This window comes from Paraburkholderia fynbosensis (genome assembly GCF_902859935.1).
Classification (GTDB): domain Bacteria; phylum Pseudomonadota; class Gammaproteobacteria; order Burkholderiales; family Burkholderiaceae; genus Paraburkholderia; species Paraburkholderia fynbosensis.
In genome coordinates, this window is record NZ_CADIKI010000002.1 from 404,329 (window position 1) to 427,694 (window position 23,366).

The 23,366-nt window shown below is 62.8% G+C and carries 19 protein-coding genes and 2 tRNA genes; 15 read left to right on the plus strand and 6 right to left on the minus strand.

The genetic code is table 11. The annotated features are described in order from the left end of the window. The 9 genes from HV770_RS04805 to poxB all read left to right on the plus strand — a co-directional run bounded on the left by HV770_RS04805 (position 1) and on the right by poxB (position 11,451). On the plus strand, positions 1 to 993 hold the full coding sequence (locus HV770_RS04805; protein WP_175158330.1) for a MurR/RpiR family transcriptional regulator: 993 nt from the start codon (positions 1 to 3) through the stop codon (positions 991 to 993). Beyond that, positions 990 to 1,988 (plus strand): isoaspartyl peptidase/L-asparaginase family protein, encoded by a 999-nt coding sequence (locus HV770_RS04810; protein WP_175158331.1) that lies wholly within the window; start codon positions 990 to 992, stop codon positions 1,986 to 1,988. The genes HV770_RS04805 and HV770_RS04810 overlap by 4 nt, the downstream gene beginning before the upstream one ends. A 68-nt stretch (positions 1,989 to 2,056) precedes the next feature. Then, complete coding sequence (locus HV770_RS04815; protein ID WP_175158332.1) at positions 2,057 to 3,979, plus strand: dipeptide ABC transporter ATP-binding protein; 1,923 nt, start codon at positions 2,057 to 2,059, stop codon at positions 3,977 to 3,979. A gap of 149 nt (positions 3,980 to 4,128) precedes the next feature. Beyond that, the gene (gsiB, locus tag HV770_RS04820; RefSeq protein ID WP_175158333.1) at positions 4,129 to 5,691 is read left to right on the plus strand and encodes a glutathione ABC transporter substrate-binding protein GsiB; all 1,563 of its coding nucleotides are present in this window, start codon (positions 4,129 to 4,131) and stop codon (positions 5,689 to 5,691) included. A gap of 108 nt (positions 5,692 to 5,799) precedes the next feature. Next, the gene (gene gsiC, locus HV770_RS04825) at positions 5,800 to 6,720 is read left to right on the plus strand and encodes a glutathione ABC transporter permease GsiC (RefSeq protein ID WP_175158334.1); all 921 of its coding nucleotides are present in this window, start codon (positions 5,800 to 5,802) and stop codon (positions 6,718 to 6,720) included. Positions 6,721 to 6,727: 7 nt separating this feature from the next. Further along, entirely contained in the window at positions 6,728 to 7,633 is a 906-nt protein-coding gene (gene gsiD, locus HV770_RS04830; RefSeq protein ID WP_175158335.1) for a glutathione ABC transporter permease GsiD, read from the plus strand. After that, positions 7,630 to 8,733 carry a DmpA family aminopeptidase gene (locus tag HV770_RS04835; RefSeq protein WP_175158336.1) on the plus strand — a complete coding sequence of 368 codons (1,104 nt, stop codon included), beginning with the start codon at positions 7,630 to 7,632 and terminating at the stop codon, positions 8,731 to 8,733. The genes gsiD and HV770_RS04835 overlap by 4 nt, the downstream gene beginning before the upstream one ends. Continuing rightward, positions 8,733 to 9,566: a M55 family metallopeptidase gene (locus tag HV770_RS04840; RefSeq protein ID WP_175158337.1), complete on the plus strand. Its 834-nt coding sequence runs from the start codon at positions 8,733 to 8,735 to the stop codon at positions 9,564 to 9,566. Before HV770_RS04835 ends, HV770_RS04840 begins: the two co-directional genes overlap by 1 nt. Before the next feature lie 160 nt (positions 9,567 to 9,726). Beyond that, positions 9,727 to 11,451, plus strand: a complete 1,725-nt coding sequence (poxB, locus tag HV770_RS04845; RefSeq protein WP_175158338.1) for a ubiquinone-dependent pyruvate dehydrogenase — start codon at positions 9,727 to 9,729, stop codon at positions 11,449 to 11,451. 139 nt (positions 11,452 to 11,590) lie between these two features. Here the strand turns inward: poxB and HV770_RS04850 are convergent, their stop codons facing one another. Continuing rightward, entirely contained in the window at positions 11,591 to 12,505 is a 915-nt protein-coding gene (locus HV770_RS04850; protein ID WP_175158339.1) for an alpha/beta fold hydrolase, read from the minus strand. A gap of 213 nt (positions 12,506 to 12,718) precedes the next feature. Between HV770_RS04850 and HV770_RS04855 the strand changes: the two genes are divergently transcribed. Then, complete coding sequence (locus HV770_RS04855) at positions 12,719 to 14,104, plus strand: amino acid permease (protein WP_175158340.1); 1,386 nt, start codon at positions 12,719 to 12,721, stop codon at positions 14,102 to 14,104. A 180-nt stretch (positions 14,105 to 14,284) separates the two neighbouring features. Here HV770_RS04855 and HV770_RS04860 read toward each other — a convergent pair. Together HV770_RS04860 and hemN are read right to left on the minus strand one after the other, a co-directional pair. Next, positions 14,285 to 14,369: transfer RNA gene (locus tag HV770_RS04860), tRNA-Leu, on the minus strand. Positions 14,370 to 14,475: 106 nt separating this feature from the next. Further along, positions 14,476 to 15,861 (minus strand): oxygen-independent coproporphyrinogen III oxidase, encoded by a 1,386-nt coding sequence (gene hemN, locus HV770_RS04865; RefSeq protein WP_175158341.1) that lies wholly within the window; start codon positions 15,859 to 15,861, stop codon positions 14,476 to 14,478. Between the two features lie 274 nt (positions 15,862 to 16,135). On the opposite strand from hemN, the gene HV770_RS04870 reads away from it, so the two are divergent. The 3 genes from HV770_RS04870 to HV770_RS04880 all read left to right on the plus strand — a co-directional run bounded on the left by HV770_RS04870 (position 16,136) and on the right by HV770_RS04880 (position 18,082). Then, the gene (locus HV770_RS04870; protein WP_425497372.1) at positions 16,136 to 16,456 is read left to right on the plus strand and encodes a YkgJ family cysteine cluster protein; all 321 of its coding nucleotides are present in this window, start codon (positions 16,136 to 16,138) and stop codon (positions 16,454 to 16,456) included. A gap of 105 nt (positions 16,457 to 16,561) precedes the next feature. Beyond that, a complete protein-coding gene (locus HV770_RS04875; RefSeq protein WP_175158342.1) occupies positions 16,562 to 17,155 on the plus strand; it encodes a DUF1439 domain-containing protein in 594 nt (197 codons plus the stop codon). 90 nt (positions 17,156 to 17,245) lie between these two features. Then, entirely contained in the window at positions 17,246 to 18,082 is an 837-nt protein-coding gene (locus HV770_RS04880; protein ID WP_175158343.1) for an undecaprenyl-diphosphate phosphatase, read from the plus strand. A 104-nt stretch (positions 18,083 to 18,186) separates the two neighbouring features. On the opposite strand, the gene trmB is transcribed toward HV770_RS04880, so the two are convergent. Both trmB and HV770_RS04890 read right to left on the minus strand, forming a co-directional pair. Continuing rightward, a complete protein-coding gene (gene trmB / locus HV770_RS04885; protein ID WP_175158344.1) occupies positions 18,187 to 18,969 on the minus strand; it encodes a tRNA (guanosine(46)-N7)-methyltransferase TrmB in 783 nt (260 codons plus the stop codon). A 201-nt stretch (positions 18,970 to 19,170) separates the two neighbouring features. Beyond that, positions 19,171 to 19,244 (minus strand) — tRNA-Gly (locus HV770_RS04890). A 217-nt stretch (positions 19,245 to 19,461) separates the two neighbouring features. Here HV770_RS04890 and HV770_RS04895 point away from each other — a divergent pair. Next, positions 19,462 to 20,127 (plus strand): alpha/beta hydrolase, encoded by a 666-nt coding sequence (locus tag HV770_RS04895; RefSeq protein WP_175158345.1) that lies wholly within the window; start codon positions 19,462 to 19,464, stop codon positions 20,125 to 20,127. After that, entirely contained in the window at positions 20,111 to 21,322 is a 1,212-nt protein-coding gene (locus HV770_RS04900; protein WP_175158346.1) for an XRE family transcriptional regulator, read from the plus strand. Before HV770_RS04895 ends, HV770_RS04900 begins: the two co-directional genes overlap by 17 nt. 291 nt (positions 21,323 to 21,613) lie before the next feature. On the opposite strand, the gene HV770_RS04905 is transcribed toward HV770_RS04900, so the two are convergent. Then, on the minus strand, positions 21,614 to 23,362 hold the full coding sequence (locus HV770_RS04905) for a retron Ec67 family RNA-directed DNA polymerase/endonuclease (RefSeq protein WP_175158347.1): 1,749 nt from the start codon (positions 23,360 to 23,362) through the stop codon (positions 21,614 to 21,616). Positions 23,363 to 23,366: the final 4 nt, after the last annotated feature.

Consider the following 23,366-nt stretch of genomic DNA (forward strand, 5'->3'; position numbering starts at 1 on the left):
ATGATCGACCATCCTTCCGCCGCATCCCGTCACGCCGAGCAGGCCATTGCCGCGCGCATCGCCGCGGCCATGCCGACGCTGACGCCGATTCACCGGCGCATGGGCGACTACGTGCTGGCCAATCTGTTTCGCGCGGCGACCATGCGGATCGACGAGCTGGCGAGCGTGGTCGGCGCGTCAGTGGCGACGGCGAACCGCTTTGCCCGCGCGCTCGGTTTCGACGGCTATCCGCAGTTCCGCGAAGCACTGGTACGCGGCTTCGAAGCGACGCTCGCACCGGTCGAGCGCCTGCGCAACGCGCAGGAGTCGCTCGCGGCCGGCGACGATCTGGTCGACGCATCGCTGGAGCAGGCCGCCAACAACCTGCAGGCGACGCGCACCGCGATCAACCGCGCCGCCGCTGACGCCGCCGTCGAAGCGATCATCGCCGCGCGCCGCGTGTTCGTGCTCGGCTACGGCGCCAGCGCGTTTCTCGCCGGTCTGATGGAACACGGCCTGATGCCGTATCACGACAACGTGCAGTCGCTCGCGCTGATCGGCGGGCCGTCGCATGCGGCGCGGCGTCTGTTCGCGTCGAACGAAAACGATCTCGTGATCGGCATTGCGTTTCCGCGCTATGTCGAAGACACGATCGAACTCGCGCGCCGTGCCGCCAGCCGGGGCGCCCGCGTGCTGGCGCTGACCGACGGTCCGCATTCGCCGCTCGCGCAATTCGCGAGTCTCTCGCTTTATGTCCGCACCGACCGGCGGCTCGCGGCGAACGCCGATTCCGCCGTGCTGGCGGTAATCGAAGCGCTCTGCGACGCGCTCGCGTATCGCGCCCAACGCTCGGTGAAGGCCGCCGCCGAGGTCAGCGAATTCGTGCTGCCGTGGCTCGTCGAGCCGCAGGCCGGTCCGAGCGACGCAGCGGGCGAACCCGCGCGCGTCACGAGCCGCGCGCCGCGCGCCACCCGCACCCCCCGTACCACCAGCACTCCCAAAACGAAACGATGAACTCCAACGCAGTCATTGCCATTCACGGCGGGGCGGGAACGATCCTGCGCGCGTCGATGTCGGCCGGTGCCGAAACCGAATACCACGCGGCGCTGCATGCAGTGCTGAGCGCCGGCCAGCGCGTGCTCGCCGACGGCGGCAGCGCGCTCGACGCGGTCAGCGAAGCCGTGCGGCTGCTCGAAGATTGCCCGCTCTTCAACGCGGGACATGGCGCGGTCTACACGGCCGCCGGCACCCACGAACTCGACGCCGCCATCATGGACGGCAGCACGCTCGAAGCCGGCGCGATCTGCTGTGTGAAGCGCGTGCGCAATCCAGTTCTGGCCGCACGTCGCGTGCTCGAACGCAGCGAGCACGTGCTATTCACCGGCGAAGGCGCGGAGGCGTTCGCCGCCGCGCAAGGGCTCGAATTCGTCGAGCCCGCGTACTTCGATACCGAAGCACGTCATCGTCAGTGGCTGCTCGCGCGTGATCAGCAGCGCGCGGTGCTCGATCACGACGGCGCCACGCTCGCCGCGGCATCGCCGGCGAATCAAGGCGATGGCGAACCGACACCGCATGAGCCGATCGATCCGAACCGCAAGTTCGGCACCGTCGGCGCGGTCGCGCTCGACCGGCACGGCCACGTGGCGGCGGCCACTTCGACGGGTGGCGTCACCAACAAGCAGGTCGGCCGGGTCGGCGATACGCCGCTGATCGGCGCGGGCTGCTATGCGGACGACGCGACCTGTGCGGTCTCGACCACCGGCTCCGGCGAAATGTTCATGCGTATGGTCGCCGCTTACGACGTCGCCGCGCAGATGGCCTATCGCCATGTCTCGCTGCAGGAAGCGGCCTACGACGTCGTGATGAACCGTCTGCCGAAGATCGACGGCCGCGGCGGTCTGATCGCCGTCGACGCGCGCGGTAACGTCACGCTGCCGTTCAATACCGAAGGCATGTACCGCGGTTTCGCGCGGCTCGGCGAAACACCGGTGACGGCGATCTACCGCTAGCGCGCGACATCCCGCTGGAAGTTTTGCCAGAACCTACGTTAGCCGCGTTCGAAATCAAAGGAACCACCGTGCCGACTCCCTCGCACACTGCCCGTCCGCTTATCGAAACCTTGCCGCCGCAACGCGTGCTCGCGGTCGACGATCTGTCGGTCGCGTTTCGCCGCGGCAACTCGACCTTCAACGCGGTGCGCAATCTGTCGCTGACTGTCGAGCGCGGCGAGACGCTGGCGATCGTCGGCGAATCGGGCTCGGGCAAATCGGTGACTTCGCTCGCGTTGATGCGGCTGATCGAGCATGGCGGCGGGCGTCTTGCCGGCGGCAGCATCGCATTCCGGCGCCGCGACGGCAGCGTGCTCGACCTCGCGCAAGCGTCGTCCGGCACGATGCGCTCGATTCGCGGCGCTGACATCGCGATGATCTTCCAGGAGCCGATGACCTCGCTCAATCCGGTCTTCACCGTCGGCGACCAGATCAGCGAAGCGATCGCGTTGCATCAGGGCAAGAGCCGTCAGGCCGCCCATGCCGAAACGCTGCGGCTGCTCGAACTGGTTCGGATTCCTGAGGCACGGCGGGTGGCCGCGCGCTTTCCGCATCAACTGTCGGGCGGCATGCGTCAGCGCGTGATGATCGCAATGGCGTTGTCGTGCAAGCCCGCGCTGCTGATTGCCGACGAGCCGACTACCGCGCTCGACGTGACGATTCAGGCGCAGATCCTGCAACTGATCCGCGGCTTGCAGGACGAGATGAACATGGGCGTGATCTTCATCACGCACGACATGGGCGTGGTGGCCGAGGTGGCCGATCGCGTGCTGGTGATGTACCGCGGCGAAAAGGTCGAAGCGGGCGCGTCGGATGCGCTGTTCGCCGCGCCCTCGCATCCTTATACCAAGGCGCTGCTGGCGGCCGTGCCGCGCCTGGGTGCGATGCAGGGCACCGATCAACCCGCGCGCTTTCCGATTCTCACCGTCGAACAGGCGAGCCTGAGCGGCGCCGTGCAGGCCGTGCAGTCCGCCGCAGCGATCGCCGACGCGGCGCAGCCGCTGGTGCGGCAAGACACGCCGCCGATTCTGCGCGTGCGCGATCTCGTCACGCGCTTTCCGGTACGCAGCGGTATGTTCGGCCGCATGACGGGACGTGTGCATGCGGTCGAAAAAGTCAGCTTCGATTTGCGGCCGGGCGAAACGCTCGCGCTGGTCGGCGAATCGGGTTGCGGCAAGTCGACGACGGGCCGCTCGCTGCTGCGCCTCGTAGAAAGTCAGAGCGGCTCGATCGAATTCGACGGCAAGGAAATCAGTTCGCTGACCGGCCCCGCGTTGCAGGCGCTGCGGCGCGATATCCAGTTCATTTTCCAGGACCCGTTCGCGTCGCTGAATCCGCGGTTGACGGTCGGCTTTTCGATCATGGAGCCGCTGCTCGTGCACGGCGTCGCGCAGGGCGCACAAGCGCAGGCGCGGGTCGCCTGGCTGCTCGAAAAAGTCGGCTTGCCGGCCGAAGCCGCGCGCCGCTATCCGCACGAATTCTCCGGCGGGCAGCGCCAGCGCATCGCGATTGCACGCGCGCTCGCGTTGAATCCGAAAGTCGTGATCGCCGATGAATCCGTGTCCGCGCTCGACGTGTCGGTGCAGGCGCAGATCGTCAATCTGATGCTCGATCTGCAGCGCGAACTCGGTGTCGCGTATCTGTTCATTTCGCACGACATGGCGGTGGTCGAGCGCGTCAGTCATCGCGTCGCGGTGATGTATCTCGGCCAGATCGTCGAGATCGGGCCGCGCCGCGCGGTGTTCGAAGCACCGCAGCATCCGTACACGAGAAAGCTGATGGGCGCGGTGCCGGTCGCCGATCCGGCGCGCCGGCACGCCAAACGCATGCTCGCCGCCGACGACATTCCGAGCCCGATCCGCGCGCTCGGGGACGAGCCGGTCGTCGCGCCGCTGGTGGCGGTGGGACCGGATCACTACGTGGCGCAGCATCGCGTCGGCGGGGCTTACTGAGGCGCGAGACCTGCAGAAGACCCGAAGCGCAGAACCGAAGCCAAAGAATCGCAGCACAACGTAAAGCAGAACGCAGCGCAAAACCCGAAGCAAAAACGAGCCTCTCGCAACCTCAACTCTGTTTCATCTTGCAGCCTGGAGCCAACCTCATGAACCTGCTGGTCCCGTCTTCTCCGTTTCGTTTGCGCGCGCTGGTCAGCGGCGGCGCGGTGGTGTTCGCGATGCTCGCGGGCAATGCGGCGCACGCCGACACCACGGCCGTGATGGCCGTCGCCTCGACCTTCACGACGCTCGATCCGTACGATGCCAACGACACGCTGTCGCAAGCGGTCGCGAAGTCGTTCTATCAAGGGCTGTTCGGCTTCGACAAAGACATGAAGCTGGTCAACGTGCTGGCCGAGAGCTACGAGGCGAGTCCGGATGCGAAGGTCTACACGTTCAAGCTGCGCCATGGCGTGAAGTTCCAGGACGGCACCGATTTCAACGCGGCGGCCGTGAAAGCGAACTTCGACCGCGTCACCGATCCGGCGAACAAGCGCAAGCGCTACAACATGTTCAGCCGCATCGAGAAGACCGAAGTGGTCGATCCGTACACGGTGAAGGTCACGCTGAAAACGCCGTTCTCCGCGTTCGTCAACGTGCTCGCGCATCCGTCGGCGGTGATGATCTCGCCGGACGCGCTGAAGAAATACGGCAAGGACATCGCGTTCCATCCGGTGGGCACGGGTCCGTTCGAACTCGTGAAGTGGGATCCGGCGGGCGATCTGACGGTGAAGAAGTTCGCCGGCTACTGGAAGAAGGGCTATCCGAAGATCGACGCGATCGACTGGAAGCCGGTGGTCGACAACAACACACGCGCCGCGCTGATGCGTACCGGCGAAGCGGATTTCGCGTTCCAGGTGCCGTTCGAACAGGCCGCGCAATTGCAGTCGAGCCCGAAGGTCGACCTGATCGCATCACCGTCGATCATTCAGCGCTACATCAGCCTGAACGTGAACCAGAAGCCGTTCGACAACCCGAAGGTGCGCGAAGCGCTGAACTATGCGGTCAACAAGGAAGCGCTGAGCAAGGTCGTGTTCGCTGGCTACGCGACGCCGGCCGACGGCGTGGTGCCGCAAGGCGTCGACTACGCGACCAGGCTCGGGCCTTGGCCGTACGATCCGGCCAAGGCGCGTGCGTTGCTGAAGGAAGCGGGCTATCCGAACGGTTTCGAAACCACGCTGTGGTCGGCGTATAACTACTCGACCGCGCAGAAGGTGATCCAGTTCGTGCAGCAGCAGCTCGCGCAAGTCGGCATCAAGGCGCAGGTCGAAGCGCTCGAAGCGGGGCAGCGTGTCGCCAAGGTGGAGAGCGCTCAAGACCCGGCTACCGCGCCGGTGCGGATGTATTACACGGGCTGGTCATCGTCGACCGGTGAGGCCGACTGGGCGGTCACACCGCTCCTCGCGTCCGTCTCGTTTCCGCCGAAGATGGTCAATACCGCGTACTACAAGAACGACACCGTCGACAGCGATCTGAAGCAGGCGCTCGAAACCACCGACCGCACGCAGAAGGCCGCGCTTTACACCGATGCGCAAAAGCGCATCTGGGCCGACGCGCCGTGGATCTTCCTCGTCAAGGAGAAGGTGGTGTACGCGCGCAGCAAGCGTCTGTCGGGCGCGTACGTCGCGCCGGACGGCTCGTTCAATTTCGACGAAATCGCGATCAGATAATGCGTTGAGGGCTCGTCCCGGCGTATTCGATGAAATACGCCGGGACGATAGCCGCGCTACCGCCGGTCTCGACTCTTCGTTGCCCGTATCACTGCCGGATTGGGTTCCATGCTGAACTTCCTCGTCAAACGTTTTTATGGCCTGCTGCCGACGCTCTTCATCGTCGCCGTGCTGGTCTTTCTGTTCGTGCATCTGCTGCCGGGCGACCCGGCGCGGCTTGCCGCCGGTCCCGAAGCGGACGAGGCGACGGTTGCGCTGGTGCGCGCCGATCTCGGTCTCGACCGGCCGATGCCGCAGCAGTTCGCCCACTTCTTCTGGCGCATCGCGCACGGCGATTTTGGTATCTCGACGCGCAGCAAGCGGCCCGTCAGCCAGGAAATCGCCGAGCGCTTCATGCCGACGCTGCTGCTCACGCTCGCCAGCATGGCATGGGCGGTCGTGATCGGGATGACGCTCGGCATCGTGTCGGCGGTGTGGCGCAACCGCTGGCCCGACCGGCTCGGCATGACGCTCGCGGTGTCCGGTATTTCGTTTCCGGCGTTCGCGCTCGGCATGCTGCTCATGGAGATTTTCTCGGTGAAGCTCGGCTGGCTGCCGATCGTCGCCGACGGCTCCTGGCAGAGCTACGTGCTGCCGTCGCTCACGCTCGGCGCGGCGGTGGCCGCCGTGATGGCGCGCTTCACGCGGGCGTCGTTCGTCGAAGTGATGCACGAGGACTTCGTGCGCACCGCGCGTGCCAAGGGTGTGCCTGAGCGGCTCGTGATCGTCAAACACTGCCTGCGCAATGCGCTGATTCCCGTTATCACGATGATGGGTCTGCAGTTCGGTTTTCTGCTGGGCGGCTCGATCGTGGTCGAAGTGGTGTTCAACTGGCCGGGGCTCGGGCGCCTGCTGGTGGATGCCGTATCGATGCGCGACTATCCGGTGATTCAGGCCGAAGTGTTGTTGTTCTCGCTCGAATTCATCATCATCAATCTGGTCGTGGACGTGCTGTACGCCGTGATCAATCCGACCATCCGTTTCAAGTGAGGCCTGCATGAGCACGACCGTGACCGAGTCGAATGTGGCCGACGCCGCGTCCGCCGAACGCGTTATCCGCACACCGTGGAGCGAGTTCTGGCGCAAATTCCGCAAGCAGCACGTGGCGCTCGCCGCCGGCATTTTCGTGCTGCTGCTGATCGCAGTCGCGATTGCCGCGCCGCATATCGTGCCGTACGACCCGGAGAATTTCTTCGACTACGACCCGCTGAACGCGGGGCCGTCCGCTGCGCACTGGTTCGGCGTCGACTCGCTGGGCCGCGATATTTTCAGCCGCATTCTCGCAGGCTCGCGTATCTCGCTCGAAGCGGGCTTTCTGTCGGTGGCGATCGGCGCGGTGATCGGCACGTTCTTCGGGCTGCTGGCCGGTTACTACGAGGGCTGGTGGGATCGCATCACGATGCGCGTCGCCGATGTGCTGTTCGCGTTCCCCGGCATTCTGCTGGCGATCGGCGTGGTGGCGATTCTCGGCAACGGCATGATCAACGTGATCTGCGCGGTGGCGATCTTCAGCATTCCCGCCTTCGCGCGGCTCGTGCGCGGCAACACGCTGATGCTCAAGCAGCTCACGTATATCGAAGCGGCGCGCAGCATCGGCGCGTCGGACTGGACCATCATCGTGCGGCACATTCTGCCGGGTACGATCTCGTCGATAGTGGTGTACTTCACGATGCGCATCGGCACGTCGATCATCACTGCGGCCAGCCTGTCGTTTCTCGGCTTGGGCGCACAGCCGCCGACCCCCGAGTGGGGCGCGATGCTCAACGAAGCGCGCGCCGACATGGTGACCGCGCCGCATATCGCGCTGTTCCCGAGTCTCGCGATTTTCCTCACCGTGCTCGCGTTCAATCTGCTCGGCGACGGCTTGCGCGATGCGCTCGACCCGAAGCTCGACCGGCCATGAGCGCAGCCATCGACTCAGGGCTGGGCGCGCCGCATATCGGCACGTTGCCCGGCGGTCCGCTCGGCACGATTGCGGACGTGCCAGGCGTCACGGTCGGCCATTGCACGCTCGATCAAGGCGCGTTGCAAACGGGCGTGACCGTGGTCCGTCCGCATCGGGGCGATCCGTTTGTCGACAAGGTGCCGGCTGCGGCGTCGGTGATCAACGGGTTCGGTAAAAGCATCGGGCTCGTGCAGGTCGAGGAACTCGGCACCCTCGAAACGCCGATCGCATTGACCAATACGTTCGGCGTCGCATCGGCCGCGCAGGCGCAGATTCGCGCCGCGATACGCGCGAATCCGCAGATCGGGCGCGAATGGTCGACGGTCAATCCGCTGGTGTTCGAGTGCAATGACGGCTACCTGAACGACATCCAGGCGCTGGCCGTTACCGAACAGCATTTCAATGACGCTTTCGACAGCGCGAGCACGCAGGTCGCAAGCGGCTCGGTCGGCGCGGGGCGCGGCATGTCGTGCTTCGATCTGAAGGGCGGCATCGGCAACGCGTCCCGCGTGGTCGAGGTGGCGGGGCGTGGCTACACGGTCGGCGCGCTGGTGCTGGCGAACTTCGGCCGCCTGCCGATGCTGACGATCGACGGCACGCCGCTTGGGCGCTTGTTGGCCGAACGCGCACGCGCGGCACAGGCCGCCTGCGAAACAGCCGCTACGAACACGACGACGAAGCCCGAGCAAGGCTCGATCATCATGATCGTCGCCACCGATGCGCCGCTCGACGCGCGCCAGCTCAAGCGCCTCTCGCTGCGGGCGGCGGCGGGCCTCGCGCGAACCGGCTCGGTATACGGCCACGGCAGCGGCGATATCGCGCTCGCGTTTTCGACTGCTTATACGGTGCCGCACGCCGCCGACTTCGTCACGCTGCCGCCGCTCGTCGCCGACGCGCGTCTGGACCCGCTGTTTCGCGCCTGCGCGGACAGCGTCGAGCAGGCGATCGTCGATGCGTTGTGGAGCGCGGTCTCCGTGACGGGCCGCGACGGTCATCGACGCTTGTCGCTGCACGACGGCGTGCCCGACCTCGCTCAACTACTGAGACCTGCTCGTTAATGAAAGTCCTGATTTCCGCCGACATCGAAGGCGTGGCCGGCGTATTCCACCCCGAGCAGACGCGCGCGGGCAACGGCGAGTACGAAGCCGCGCGCCGCTGGATGACGCTCGAAGCCAACGCCGCGATCGAAGGCGCATTCGACGCTGGCGCGACCGAGGTATGGGTCAACGACTCGCACGGCGGCTTTCGCAACCTGCTGCCGGATCTGCTCGATGCGCGCGCCCAGGTCGTGCTCGGCAAACCGCGCACGCTCGGCATGATGGCCGGGCTCGAATACGGCGCGTCGCTGGTGTTCATGATCGGCTATCACGCGATGTCGCAAACGCGTGGCGTTCTCGCGCACACGATCAACAGCTTTGCGTTCGCGCGGGTTTCGTTCAACGGCGTCGAGCTCGGCGAGGCGGGTGTGTATGGCGCGCTGGCCGAAGAATATGGCGCACGTGTCGCGCTTTTGTCCGGCGACGATGTCTTCGCCGAAGAAACCGCGCCGCGCTTTCCGCATGCGCGCTTCGTCGTCACGAAACGCGCGAGCGGGCACACGAGCGGCGCGACGCAATCGCCGGCCAGCGCGCGCGAGGCGATCAGGAGCGCTGCGCGCGAAGTGGTCCGGCAACACATCGCTGATGGTTATGCCCCGCACGCGACGCGCGCCGAAGCGAAGCCGGTCGAATGCGAACTGCGCGTGCAGACAAGCGCGCTGGCCGACCTGTTCTGCCAATGGCCGACGCTTGCGCGCGTGGACGCGGTGACGTTGCGCTTTGGCGCGGCGTCGGCGGAACATGCGGTGCGGATGCTGAACTGTCTGTCGGCGATGTCGTTCATGCTGCGATAGTCGCAAGTTAAGCGCGGTGAAATGGCCGCGAGCGGGTCTGCGCGCCCATTTCACCGCGCTTACGTCTTGCTCAAGTCCCCCCTTGATGACACGTTTCGCGAGGAAGCGGTACTCTCTGGCATTCCGGAGGTACCGACTTTCTCACTGAACGGGGTACAGCATGGCTAAGCAGACTATCGCGGACTATCTGGCCAGAACACTGGCCGCAGCGGACGTCGAACGGATTTGGGGCGTGACGGGCGACAGCCTGAACGGCTTGTCGGATAGCTTGCAACGGCTCGGTTCGATTCGCTGGATGCATACGCGTCACGAAGAAGTCGCGGCCTTCGCCGCCGGCGCCGATGCCGCCGCGACCGGCAAGCTCGCCGTCTGCGCGGGCAGTTGCGGACCGGGCAATCTGCATCTGATCAACGGGCTGTACGACTGTCATCGCAATCATCAGCCCGTGCTCGCGATTGCCGCACATATTCCGTCCTCGGAAATCGGCCTCGGCTACTTTCAGGAAACCCATCCGCAAGAGTTGTTCAAGGAGTGCAGTCACTTCGTCGAACTGGTGACGAATCCGTCGCAGTTTCCGCGCGTGCTGGCGCGCGCGATGCGCACCGCGATCGAAGAGCGCGGCGTCGCGGTGATCGTGCTGCCGGGTGACGTCGCGCTCGGCGAGGCGCCCGACGAAACGCCCGCATGGGCCGGCACGCTGGAGCGCTCGACCGTGGTGCCGTCCGCCGCCGATATCGACCGGCTCGCCGATCTGCTGAATCAGGCTGGCGGCGTGACACTGCTATGCGGCAGCGGCTGCGCGGGCGCGCACGACGAAGTGGTCGAGTTCGCCGACCAGCTCGGCGCGCCGACCGTGCATGCGCTGCGCGGCAAGCAGTACGTCGAGTGGGACAATCCGTTCGACGTCGGCATGACCGGGCTGATCGGCTTCAGCTCCGGCTATCACGCGATGATGTCGTGCGACACCCTCGTGATGCTCGGCACCGACTTCCCGTATCGCAACTTCTATCCGGCGCATGGCAACGTGGTGCAGATCGACCGGCGCGGCTGCGCGCTCGGCAAGCGCGCGCCGCTGAAGCTCGGGCTAGTCGGCGACGTCAAGGCGACCTTGCAGGCGCTGTTGCCGAAACTGAAGCGCAAGACGGACCGGCGTTTCCTCGAGAACGCGCGCAAGCATTACGCGGATACGCGCAAGGGTCTCGACGATCTCGCGCGGCCCTCCGATCCGGGGCGCGCGATTCATCCGCAATATCTCACCAGCATCGTCGACCAGGTCGCGAACGAAGACGCGGTTTTCTGCGCCGACGTCGGCACACCGACGCTATGGGCCGCGCGCTATCTGACGATGAATGGCAAGCGCACTCTGCATGGTTCGTTCAATCACGGCTCGATGGCCAATGCGATGCCGCAGGCGCTGGGCGCGCAAGCGGCGCAGGCGGGGCGCCAGGTGATCGCGCTGTCGGGCGACGGCGGTTTGTCGATGCTGCTCGGCGATCTGCTCAGCGCGCGCCAGCTCGACCTGCCGATCAAGGTCGTGGTGTTCAACAACAGCACGCTCGGCTTCGTCGCAATGGAGATGAAGGCGGGCGGCTATCTTGAAGCCGGCACCGATCTCGCCGCCACCGACTTCGCGGCGATCGCGCGCGGCGCGGGAATCTACGGAGTCCGGATCGAACATTCGGAGAACATCGAAGCGGCGTTGCGCGAGGCGTTCGCGCATCCGGGGCCGGCGGTGATCGACGTAGTGACCGCAAAGCACGAACTCGCGCTGCCGCCGAAGATTCAGTGGGCGCAGGCGAAGGGCTTCAGTCTGTATATGCTGAAGGCGGTGCTCAATGGGCGAGGCGACGAGGTCGTCGAACTGGCGGCTACGAATTTGCGGTGAAGTTTGAGGCTCATGTGGTGCGTTGGGCAAGGCGGGCGGCTGCGGCGATCAGACTCGCGCAGCCGCAGCCGTGTTCTCGAGCGCATGCGAGACGCACGCCGCAGCCTCACGCGCAGCCGCAGCCGCAGCGCACGGCCGACTACTGCGGCCGGCTCAGCTCACGCGCCGCGCGATCGATCACATCGGCAACCGCGCCCGCATGCGACACCGGCGCAAGATGGCTCGACGCCATCGGCACAACCGTCGCGCCCATCCGGTCGGCCATGAATCGCTGGACTTCGGGCGACACCGCGCGGTCTTTGGTCGTCAGCACGTACCACGACGGCTTGTCCTTCCAGCCGACCTGGCTGACCGTTTCGCCGAACGCCTTCTGCGCAATCGGCACCTGGGCGGTGGAAAGCACGCGCGTCACATTCTCGGGCACGTCCGCGGCGAAGTCAGCGTGATAGCGGGCGCGGTCGAGCCACAGGAAGCCGCTCGGGTCCGCGCTGATAGCCTCGCCTGCGGGCATCGGCGCGGCGCGCTTCATCAGGTCCATCGTCGACTCGTGCAACTGCGGCGCGATCGCGGCGATATACACGAGGCCCGCGACGTTGGGCGCATTCGCGGCTTCGGTGATCACGACGCCGCCCCACGAGTGCCCCACGAGAATCGTCGGACCCTGCTGGCGCGCGAGTACGCGGCGCGTGGCGGCGACATCGTCGGCGAGCGAGGTGAGCGGGTTCTGCACCGAACTCACGTGATAGCCCTTCTGCTGCAATTTCGCGACGACGCCGTTCCAGCTGGACCCGTCGACGAACGCGCCGTGGACCAGCACGACGTTGCGCACGGGGCCGGTCAGCGGCGCGACAGGAGCTTGAGCAGCCATGGCTACTGTCGGCGCGGAACTGGCGGCCGCGGCCGTCGGCGCAGCGGGGGCGGGTGCGCCCGTTTCCATGCCCGGCTGGTCGGCCGGGGCCGGTTGCGCCGTAGGGGCCGCCGTTTGCGCGAAGGCGGCCGGCCCCGCGAAGCAGAGAGACAAGGCAGCGGCGCAAAGCAGGCGTTTGGGCGACATGTTGAATCTCCGCAGGCGGAAAACTTCGACTAGGGCAACATACCGAAGCACCACGCCGGTGACAATCACAAACATCGCGGTTAAGTGCGGCGCAGAACCAACGCGGGTTGCTCCCAGTATTTAGGAAATATCCGCCAAGGTAAAATTACCGGTTTTGCCGGGCCGAACCATCAGTTCGACTGGGTGACCGATATCCATACACTGGGGCGCAATTTGAATAGTGCACAGCAACAAGACGGCCTGAAGCGGGGGCTGAAGAATCGCCACATCCAGTTGATCGCGCTGGGCGGGGCAATCGGCACGGGCCTCTTTCTCGGCTCCGCCAGCGTGTTGCAGGCAGCCGGCCCGTCGATGATTCTCGGCTATGCGATCGGCGGCATCATCGCTTTCATGATCATGCGGCAGCTGGGCGAAATGGTCGCGCAGGAGCCGGTCGCCGGCTCGTTCAGTCATTTCGCGTACAAGTACTGGGGTGACTTTCCGGGCTTCCTGTCCGGCTGGAACTACTGGGTGCTGTACGTGCTCGTCAGCATGGCCGAACTGACCGCGGTCGGCACCTACGTGCATTACTGGTGGCCGGGCGTGCCCACGTGGGTGTCGGCGCTGGTGTGCTTCGCCGCCATCAACGCGATCAATCTCGCCAACGTCAAGGCCTACGGCGAAACCGAGTTCTGGTTCGCGATCATCAAGGTCGTGGCGGTGATCGGCATGATCGTGTTCGGCGGCTTTCTGCTGATCAGCGGCCATGGCGGCCCGCAAGCGTCGGTCACCAATCTGTGGAGCCATGGCGGCTTTTTCCCGCATGGTTTTCATGGCCTCTTCATGATGCTCGCGGTGATCATGTTCTCGTTCGGCGGGCTGGAACTGATCGGCATCACGGCAGCCGAGGCTGCCGATCCGCAGAAGAGCATTCCGAAGGCTGTGAATCAGGTGATCTACCGGATTCTGATTTTCTACATCTGCTCGCTGGCGGTGCTGCTGTCGCTGTATCCGTGGAACGAAGTGGCGGCGGGCGGCAGTCCCTTCGTGATGATCTTCTCGCAGATCGGCTCGACACTGACCGCGAACGTCCTCAACGTGGTGGTGCTGACGGCGGCGCTGTCGGTGTACAACAGCGGCGTGTATGCGAATAGCCGCATGCTCTACGGTCTCGCGGAGCAGGGCAACGCGCCGCGCGCGCTGATGAAGGTCGACCGGCGCGGCGTGCCGTACATGGCGATCGGTTTGTCCGCGCTCGCTACGTTCACCTGCGTGATCATCAACTATCTGATTCCAGCCGAAGCGCTTGGCCTGCTGATGGCGCTGGTAGTCGCTGCACTGGTGCTGAACTGGGCGCTGATCAGCCTGACGCATCTGAAGTCGCGCAAGGCGATGATGGCTGCGGGCGAGACGCTCGTGTTCAAGTCGTTCTGGTTCCCGCTCAGCAACTGGATCTGCCTTGCGTTCATGGCGCTGGTCCTCGTGATTCTGGCGATGACGCCTGGCCTGTCGGTATCGGTGTGGCTCGTACCGGTGTGGCTGCTGGTGATGTGGGGCGGCTACGTGTTCAAGCGTCGGCGCGCGGAGATGCATCGTGGCGCGCGGGTAGCGGGGCGGTAAGTTTTTGTGAGCGGGCGTGGGCGGCGGCAATGCGCTCACGCTGTTGATCGAGGCTGAGACGTCTCTGATGCGATGTGCCCTCGTTAGGCCCGCTCAGACCGCCAGAAACGAAAAACCCCGCAGGCAGCAAACGCTGGCGGGGTTCGTGGCACTACGCAAACAAACGTCAATCGAATTCTTTGGTGCCCAGGGCCGGAATCGAACCGGCACGCCTTGCGGCGGGGGATTTTGAGTCCCCTGCGTCTACCAATTTCACCACCTGGGCAGATCTGCAGCGTACGCGTCAGACTCTGGCGCGCCGCGAAGACGCAGATTATGGCCGAAAATTCGACGACGGGCAAGCCACTTGCTTTCAGCGCGTCATGCGGCGCTCACGCCGTGCGGGAAAACCGTTCGAGCGTCTGCTGGCCGAGATAGCGGTCGAACACCATTGCGATGTTGCGCACGAGCATGCGGCCGGCCATCTGCACGTCGAGCCGCCCGGCACTGATCGACACCAGTCCGTCCTCCTCGAAACCGCGCAAGCGCTCCAGCTCTCGCGCGAACGTTTCGCCGAAGTGGATGCCGTAAGCGGCTTCGAATTCATCGAAGCGCAGTTCCAGGTTGCACATGATTTGCGTGATCACGTCGCGACGCAAACGGTCGTCGGCGGTGAGGCGCACGCCGCGCGCGATCGCGAGCCGGCTCGCGTCGATCGCCGCCGCATAACCGGGCAAGTCCTTCGCGTTCTGGGCATACACGTCGCCGACCTTGCCGATCGACGACGCGCCGAAGCCGATTAGATCGCATTGCGCCCGCGTGCTATAGCCCTGGAAATTGCGATGCAAGGTGCGCTGCGATTGTGCGCGGGCGAGTTCATCGGTGGGCAGCGCGAAGTGATCCATGCCGATGTAGACGTAGCCCGCGTCCGTCAACCGTTCGACCACCCGCTGCAGCAGCGCGAGCCGCTGCGCGGGCGAGGGCAGCGTCGCGGGGTCCATCTGGCGCTGCATCTTGAAGAGCTGCGGCATGTGCGCGTACGCGAACACCGACAGACGATCGGGCGCGAGTTCGATCATCGTGTCGAGCGTGCGGCTGAAGCTGTCGACCGTTTGATGCGGCAGCCCGTAAATCAGATCGACGCCGATCGAATGAAAGTGTGTGTCGCGCGCGGCCTGCATGACGGATGCGGTCATGTCGAGCGGCTGAATGCGGTTGATGGCCTGCTGCACGAGCGGATCGAAGTCCTGCACGCCGAGGCTCAGGCGGTTGAAGCCCAGTTTGCGCAGATGCGCGATGGTGTCGGGCGACGCCTCGCGCGGATCGACTTCGATCGAATATTCGGCCTCGGCATCGGGCTGCAACGCGAAGTGTTCACGCGTGGCGGCCATCAGTTCCGCCGTTTCGTCGTGCGACAGAAAGGTGGGCGTGCCGCCGCCCCAATGCAGTTGCGAGACCGGACGTTGCGTATCGAAACACGCGGCCTGCAACGCGATCTCCCGCTTCAACCGATCGAGGTAGGGACGCGCGTGCGCGCGGTTTTTCGTCGCGACCTTGTTGCAGCCGCAGTAGAAGCACACGGTGTCGCAAAACGGAATGTGGAAATACAGCGAGAGCTCGGTCGAGGATGCGCCTCGGTCGGCGGCAGCGTGCAGATAAGCGGCGGGGTCGAACTGCTCGTGGAACTGCAACGCAGTCGGATAGGACGTATACCGTGGGCCGTTCGCGCTGTATCTGGCGAGCAGGTCAGGGCGGAAAAGCGTATGGGCGAGGGTCATGACGGGCTCGGGCGGTTGGCCACGAGGAAGAGGCGGGAGCCGGCGGGTTTGCCAGACCGGATCGAACTGCGCGAACGCCTCTTGAGCATGGCCTTTTCGGAGTCGTCGAGTTTAAGTGAGGGGTCATCGGCCGGATTGTGTAAAAAGGTCGCACGGAACGCGGTGGCACAATGCGGGTCTGGCAATGCGGTTGCCTGTTTTCGAGATCAGGATGGATGCCGTGAGTGATGTGTTGAACAGCGTGTTGAACAGCGCGTTGACAAGCGTGTCGAAAATCCCGACGAACAGCGACGTGAAGCGCGAGTCGCCGTTTCACGCGGCCGATCATGCGTGCCGTCCCGATTGCGGCGCGTGCTGTATCGCGCCGTCGATTTCGAGCCCGATCCCGGGCATGCCGCACGGCAAGCCGGCAGGCGTGCGCTGCGTGCAACTCGGCGACGATCTGCGTTGTGCAATCTTCGGTCGGCCCGAGCGGCCCGCGTGCTGCTCCGGTCTGCAACCGCAGACCGAGATGTGCGGCACCGACCGTGGCGAAGCGCTCGCCTGGTTGACGCAGCTCGAGGTGCAAACGCAACCGCACGCAGCGGCTCACTAGTCCGTCACATTGGTCGCACCTGCCTCGCGCGCCATCCAACCCGCATCGGCCGACCATCAGGCAACCCAACCGCATGCTCGAGAAGGCTTCCACTGGAGATTTCGCATGATTCGATCCGCAGCGCCGGCCCGGCGCCGCTTTCTGCGCGCCGCGCTGACCGGCTGTAGTGTGCTCGGCATCACCGTATCGCTCGCGGCCTGCGCGACGCCGATGTTTCCGTTCATCCCGTCGCATTACACGTTCTCGCAGCAGCAGGTGCAGGACGCGGTGCAGCGCAAATTCCCATACCAGCGCACGGTCTCGCAGGTGTTCGACGTCTCGCTGACCCATCCGGTAGTCGGTTTTCTGCCGGATGCGAACCGCGTCTCCGTGAAGCTCGACGCGCGCTTCGCGAGCCCGTTCATGCCGCAGCCGGTCGACGGCGTCTTCACGCTGTCGAGCGAGCTGGCCTACGACGCGTCCAGCAGATCGGTCGTGCTGAAGTCGCCGAATGTGGACAACGTCAGCGTGAACGGACAGGCGCAGGTCTATACCCAGCAGATCAACGCGGCGGCGGCGCTGCTCGCGACGCAGTTGCTGACCAACTATCCGATCTACACATTCAAGCCCGAACAACTGCAATTTGCCGGAGTGAATTACGAACCCGGTACAATCACCATCCTTACAAACGGCATACGCGTGCAAATCGTCGAAAAATGACGGAGCGCGCGGCCGGCGGGGCCGCGCAGGCACGTGACTATTCGCGCCGGTCCTGTTCGTTCCGACAATCTACCGCGATAAGGGGCACGGATGGACTGGCTACTGGCTTGCAAGGCGTTGATTCTGGGCGTCGTCGAAGGTTTGACCGAATTTTTGCCGGTGTCGAGCACCGGGCATCTGATCGTCGTCGGCAGTCTGCTGAATTTCACCGACGAACACGCGAAAACCTTCGATGTCGTGATCCAGCTCGGCGCGATTCTCGCCGTGTGCTGGGAGTTTCGCCGCCGCATCGGCACGGTGGTGGTCGGTTTGCCGAGTCGGCCCGAAGCACGCCGCTTCACGCTGAACGTGATCATTGCGACGATTCCGGCGATCGTGCTCGGCCTGCTGTTCGAAAAAACGATCAAGGCGGCGCTGTTCTCGCCGGTGCCGGTCGCGTTTGCGCTGGTGGCGGGCGGTGTCGTGATCCTGTGGGCGGAGGCCCGTCAGCGGACGGGCGGCGCCGAGGTGGTGCGGGTGCGCAACGTGGACGACCTGAGCGCGCTCGATGCGCTCAAAGTCGGTCTCGCGCAGTGTTTCGCGCTGATTCCGGGCACCTCGCGTTCAGGCGCGACGATTATCGGCGGGATGCTGTTCGGGTTGGAGCGGCGAGTCGCCACGGAATTTTCGTTTTTCCTCGCGATTCCGATCATCTTCGGCGCAACTGCGTACGAGCTCTACAAGGACTGGCATCTGCTGTCCACTGACGCGCTTGGCAGCTTCGCGGTCGGCTTCGCGGCGGCCTTCGTCAGCGCGTTCATCTGCGTGCGCTGGCTGCTCCGATATATCGCCTCGCATGATTTCACCGCGTTCGCGTGGTATCGGATCGGCTTCGGCTTGCTGATCCTGCTGGTCGGCTATAGCGGTGTGTTGAGCTGGGCAGAATGAAGTCTCGCGCTTTGCTCGTGCCATGAAAAAAGGTCCGCTCGATTGAGTGGACCTTTTTGCTTTCGGGCAGTCACAACCTGCAGGCGGCTTGCCGGCGCGAGCCTTTACCCGGCGTTGCGTTTGCGGAACACCAGATCCCACACACCATGCCCGAGCCGCAGCCCGCGCCGCTCGAACTTCGTCACCGGACGATACGCCGGGCGCGGCGCATAGCCGTCAGCCGTGTTCTCCAGCGCCGGTTCGGCGCCGAGCACTTCGAGCATCTGTTCGGCATAGTTCTGCCAGTCGGTCGCGCAATGCAGATAGGCGCCCGCTTTCAGGCGCGAGGCGAGCAGTGCGACGAACTTCGGCTGGATCAGCCGGCGCTTGTGGTGGCGCGCCTTGTGCCAGGGGTCCGGGAAAAAGATGTGCACGCCGTCGAGGCTGTCCGGCGCGATCATCTGTTCGAGCACTTCGACCGCGTCGTGCTGAATGATGCGGATATTCGACAGCGACTGCTGGCCCATCAGCTTCAGCAGCGCGCCGACGCCCGGTTCGTGCACTTCGACGCCGAGGAAGTCGTCGTCGGGACGATGCAAGGCAATTTCCGCAGTGGTCGCGCCCATCCCGAAACCGATCTCCAGCACACGCGGCGCGGTGCGGCCGAACACGCTGGTCCAGTCGGGCTGGTGCGGCGTGTAGGGCAGCACGAAGCGCGGGCCGAGTTCGTCCATCGCGCGGCGCTGGCCGGTCGACACGCGGCCGGCGCGCGTGACAAAGCTGCGGATACGGCGCCGATGCAGCGCCTCGTCTTGCGGCGCGTCGTCGTTGGCGGATTGGCCTTCGACAACGCTCGGGGGCGTCGGGAGTTCGTCCGGCAGGCCGGTGTCGTTTGGATCGTGGATCATCTTCGATGCTGCTACAAGGGTGAGGGCTTCGCGGCTCGCGCGGCGTGCCTGTCCGCGCGGGCGGCGCAGGCCGCGAAACGTGCGCGCGGTTGCTTGGGCGCCGTGTTTTGCGATTCACTATGCCGGGCCGCCGCCACTACAAAAAAGCCGCCTTCATGGAGGCGGCTCGTGCGGTATTTTTGCTGAAGGCTCAGCGGAAGGTGGAGCGGGCGATGGGAATCGAACCCACGGCTCTAGCTTGGGAAGCTAGGGTATTACCATTATACGACGCCCGCAGAGCGCGCTATTTTACAGGGGTTTGACGGGTTTGGGGAGTCGGAATCGTGTGAGGTGGCGTGAAAAGTGTATGCACTTCGGAAAATCTTGCTGGCATCGCCGCTAGTATCTTCGTAAGGCGCTCACACGGACGAAAATTTCGAGGTTTTACGTTGAACACGAAACTTTTAATGATAGAATTCGCGTTACTGGAAAACAACCTACGGTGTGTCATGTATGGCGACTTCGCCCGCTGATGGTATTGAAGCACTGGAACAACTCATCGTCCAAAACATTCCGCGCGATGCGCTGATGGCTTGTGAGGATGCATATCACAATGGTGACGCAAAGGCGCGCACCCAAGCGTCTGGGTTTGCGCAAGGGCATCGCCCTTCTGCCGTTGGCTCGGTGAAGCACTTCTACATCAATGAGTCCTTCCACGAAGCCTTGCTCGCTCACGGCGCAGACCCAACTCCGCTCCGCGGCACGCGTCTGGTTGTGGGGCGGTGGGGTATCTTCCACGTCGCCCGGCTCAATGTTCCCGGACACCAGTGGGTCAATCTGCGGCGGAGTGCGACGCGAAAGAAGTTGGCTGAAATCAATCAGAGCATCGAGCGCAAATACGTGCAGCGCGACTTGTTCAATGAAGCGTCAGCCACTACGGCTGGCACCATCTTCATTCTCGGTGTTATGGATGGTGTCGACGCGAACGGCGTCGCTCAGCTGACTCAGGTCAAATTGGCCCTCCCTGCGCCCAATATGAAGTCTTGGTTGTACATGAAGTCTCTGACGGAATTCTTGAGCCTATACGAGCAAACGAACACGGCCGAGCAGCCCGACAACGCTAAGCCCAAACTCAAGACACAACCCAAGAAGCAAACTGGCAATGACGAAGGGAATTAAAGATCTTCAACCCGCAAGGCTTGAACAAGCGCTTGCGGCTCGTGGGCTGACGAAGGGCCAACTGGCAAGCTTGGTTGGCGTTGCGGCGCCGACTGTCACCAAATGGTGCAAAGGCGATCAAGCTCCCGAAGCGGATACGTTTGAGCGGCTTGCGTCTGTACTCAACGTGCAGCCGGAATGGCTCACACGTGCCATGTTACGGCCTGTCTCTAAGCCACTCTATCGCAGCAATGCATCGGCCTTAAAGGCCGCTCGCGCCAAGCTGGAGGCTCGGACCGAATGGACGCAAGAGATTGCCGTTCTCTTGGGCGACTACGTGGATTATCCGAAAGTCAACCTTCCCGTGCGCACGTTTCAGGACCCCGAGCAGATCAGCGACGCCGATATCGAGGCTGCGGCTGAGGAATGTCGCGCGCTTTGGCAATTGGGCCGGGGTCCCGTGCAGAACCTTGCTCTGGCTGCTGAAAGTGCTGGCGTCCTAGTCATTCGCGAAGAAACTGAAATATCGGCTATTGAAGGTCTTTCAAGTTGGAGCGAACTGCTTGGGCGGCCCATCGTGTTTCTGTCGGCTGACAAAGCCAATGCTTTCCGCAGTCGATTTGATTTGGCCCATGAAATCGGGCATCTCATTTTGCATAAGCACATACCGAGAGCTGAAGAGCGCGACCGCTACAACCAGATGGAAAAACAAGCGCATCGATTTGCAGGTGCGCTCTTGCTCCCAGCGGAAACGTTTGCTAGTGAAGTCAGGGTGCCTACAAACCTAGACAATTTGCTCATCCTCAAGCAGCGCTGGGGCGCGTCTGTGGCGGCGATGATGATGCGCTTGCACGCACTTGGCTTGCTTAGTGATGACGATAAGTTGACGCTCTTCAAGCGACGATCTGCCCGTTGGGGATCCAAGGCAGAACCTGGCGACGAAAAATGGGAGCCAGAGGAACCGCGGTTGCTACGACGCACGGTGGAGCTGCTGGTCAACGAAGGGATTTTGCCAGTCGAAAGCATCGCGCGTCACTTGGGCTATTCGCCTCGTGACGTGGAGAAGCTGTGCGGTCTGCGTGTGAATTACTTTACTGCACCAGCTCAGGTAGTGGAGTTAGCCACTCTTCGATCAGCAAGGTCCAGCGATCCGGCTGAGCGTCGAGCCAGTGCCAGTGTGGCCGATGTCGTATCGTTTCAAAAATTCAAGAAGTGACTTGCGACTCTCGACGGGTTCTACAAAATAAACCGATGCCTTCAATGAGAATCGTTGAGGGTTATCTCTAAGACATACCGGCTTGACGAAGCATGAAGCGGTTCACCATTCGTTGAGTCGTGAACGAACTCCGCGTGCAGTGCGGCTCGCATACGCTCCGACAGCAGACCATCGACCAGTCTCGATAATGGTGCCTTATTCGTCTAAAGCAGTTCTTCCTAGCAAACAGATGGGTGCCAAATATCTACAAGCAATAGATTAATCGTGTCTCGATAGTAACTTACCGAAGTGCTAGGGCTTCGCGAGCTTCGCCTGATAGTCGTCTGTAACTTTTATTATCCTATCCAAGATGGCTTTAAACCCATCGAAGTTGATAGTTCCGGCTTTTTTTGCCACGACGTCTCGAGCGAAATGGCCCTTTCCGTAGAAACCAGGCTTGTCATCAGTATGGTTGCTTCGGTCAAATTTCCTGCCATTAAGCTCTTCTTTCAATGTAGCTTCATCGAAAAAATCTTCAATCGCGGTCTCGCTATTGTTGGGCCCGCGTGGCGTTGGAACGACGTATAGGTTGCTCGTAACATGTATAAAATCGGCTAGCCCCTGAGGTTTTTTCTTTTTAGTAATTCCGGCAAGTGCTTCATAGACGCTATGCGCGCCCTTGTCGTTATCTATCAAGACAATGACAGGGAAGCGCGGTGCAGGAGCCTTAAAACAATGTTGCACGTCTGTATGATAGTGTTTGAGAAGCTTGCATATTCCCCCGACACCACCGGTTAGCTCGGTGATCTCGCCGGTACGCGTCTCAGCATACTTATAAAAGCGGACTTTTAATTTTGGCGGCGCGCCTGCCTCAACTAGGCTGGGGTACGTTGCCGATAGCGCCTTTATCGCACAACGTAGGTACACGTTATCCGTCTTACCTTCGCAAACGATGATAGGTTCACGGAGACCGTAGAAGAGGTCGAAATAAAGAAAGCGTCTGAACAACGCCACTCGCCCGGCGGTGCTCTCAAACTCACGACCATTTTCTATGGCTAACTTGTGATTGAATCGATCCACATGGTCGATGTAGGAGAGCATGCCAAGGAGTTGCTTGTTCTCTCCAGCCTTGCGATTTTCAAGAATGATGGTCCCGTTGGCGTCTCTCTTCTTGTAGACGAATTCAAATGCTCCCGTTGTAAAAAGGCTGTGCGCCATCGCACGTACTGTGTATCGATAGGTCGCAGGGACATTTACTTTCTGATTGACCGTAAGACCCGTGACCTCTTGTCGTGAATCACGATATTGCAACCGCGTTTTGGACGGATTGAACGCAAACCCGCTTCTGCTGACCAACCGGTCAAGCTCCGCTCCCGGAACCCACGTATGGTCGCCGTTAAGGGCTGCTATCTCGGGAGGGAACGTCGGATTATTCGTGCTGAATGTGAGGTCATCGGCATATCTCGTATAACTTGCGCTGTGCTTTGCCGCCAAGCTGGAAAGCAGGATATCCATCGGATGGGCGAGCAGGTTAGAGATTACCGGCGAACATGGGCTACCCTGTGGAAGCTTGTTCTCGAAGCACGCTATTTGAGCAATGACCGTGGCAACGTCGGGGTGCAATGCAAAGTTGCGGTCTTTGATAAAAAATCCGCGTACCCGTCCGAAGTTAATCGTGCCAAAGAAATCGTGTAAATCTGCGTTGAAGACAAACCGACGAGTGACATGTACTCGTCCATTCGTCATGATTGTGTGATGCCTCTTGAATCCGTGAGCAATTCCGTGCCGCCGTCCATTTCCAGGCTTAACGTGGGATAGGGCGATTTCGTCACTGCAGTCTTGCAGAACAGATGCTAGCTTTTGCTGAACGAGTTTCAGCCCTAAGGATGGGGCCAAAATTTCTCGTTCTCCGCCATGCCGTTTGGGGATTGTGAAGCGCGTATATTTAGTATCTGGTGCGGTCTTATAAAGAATGTACGCGAGATTTCGTGGCGAGACATCCAGAATAATGGCGAGGTCACGCCGAGCGGCAGCAGCCTTAAGCTTTTGAAGACTTGACATATGT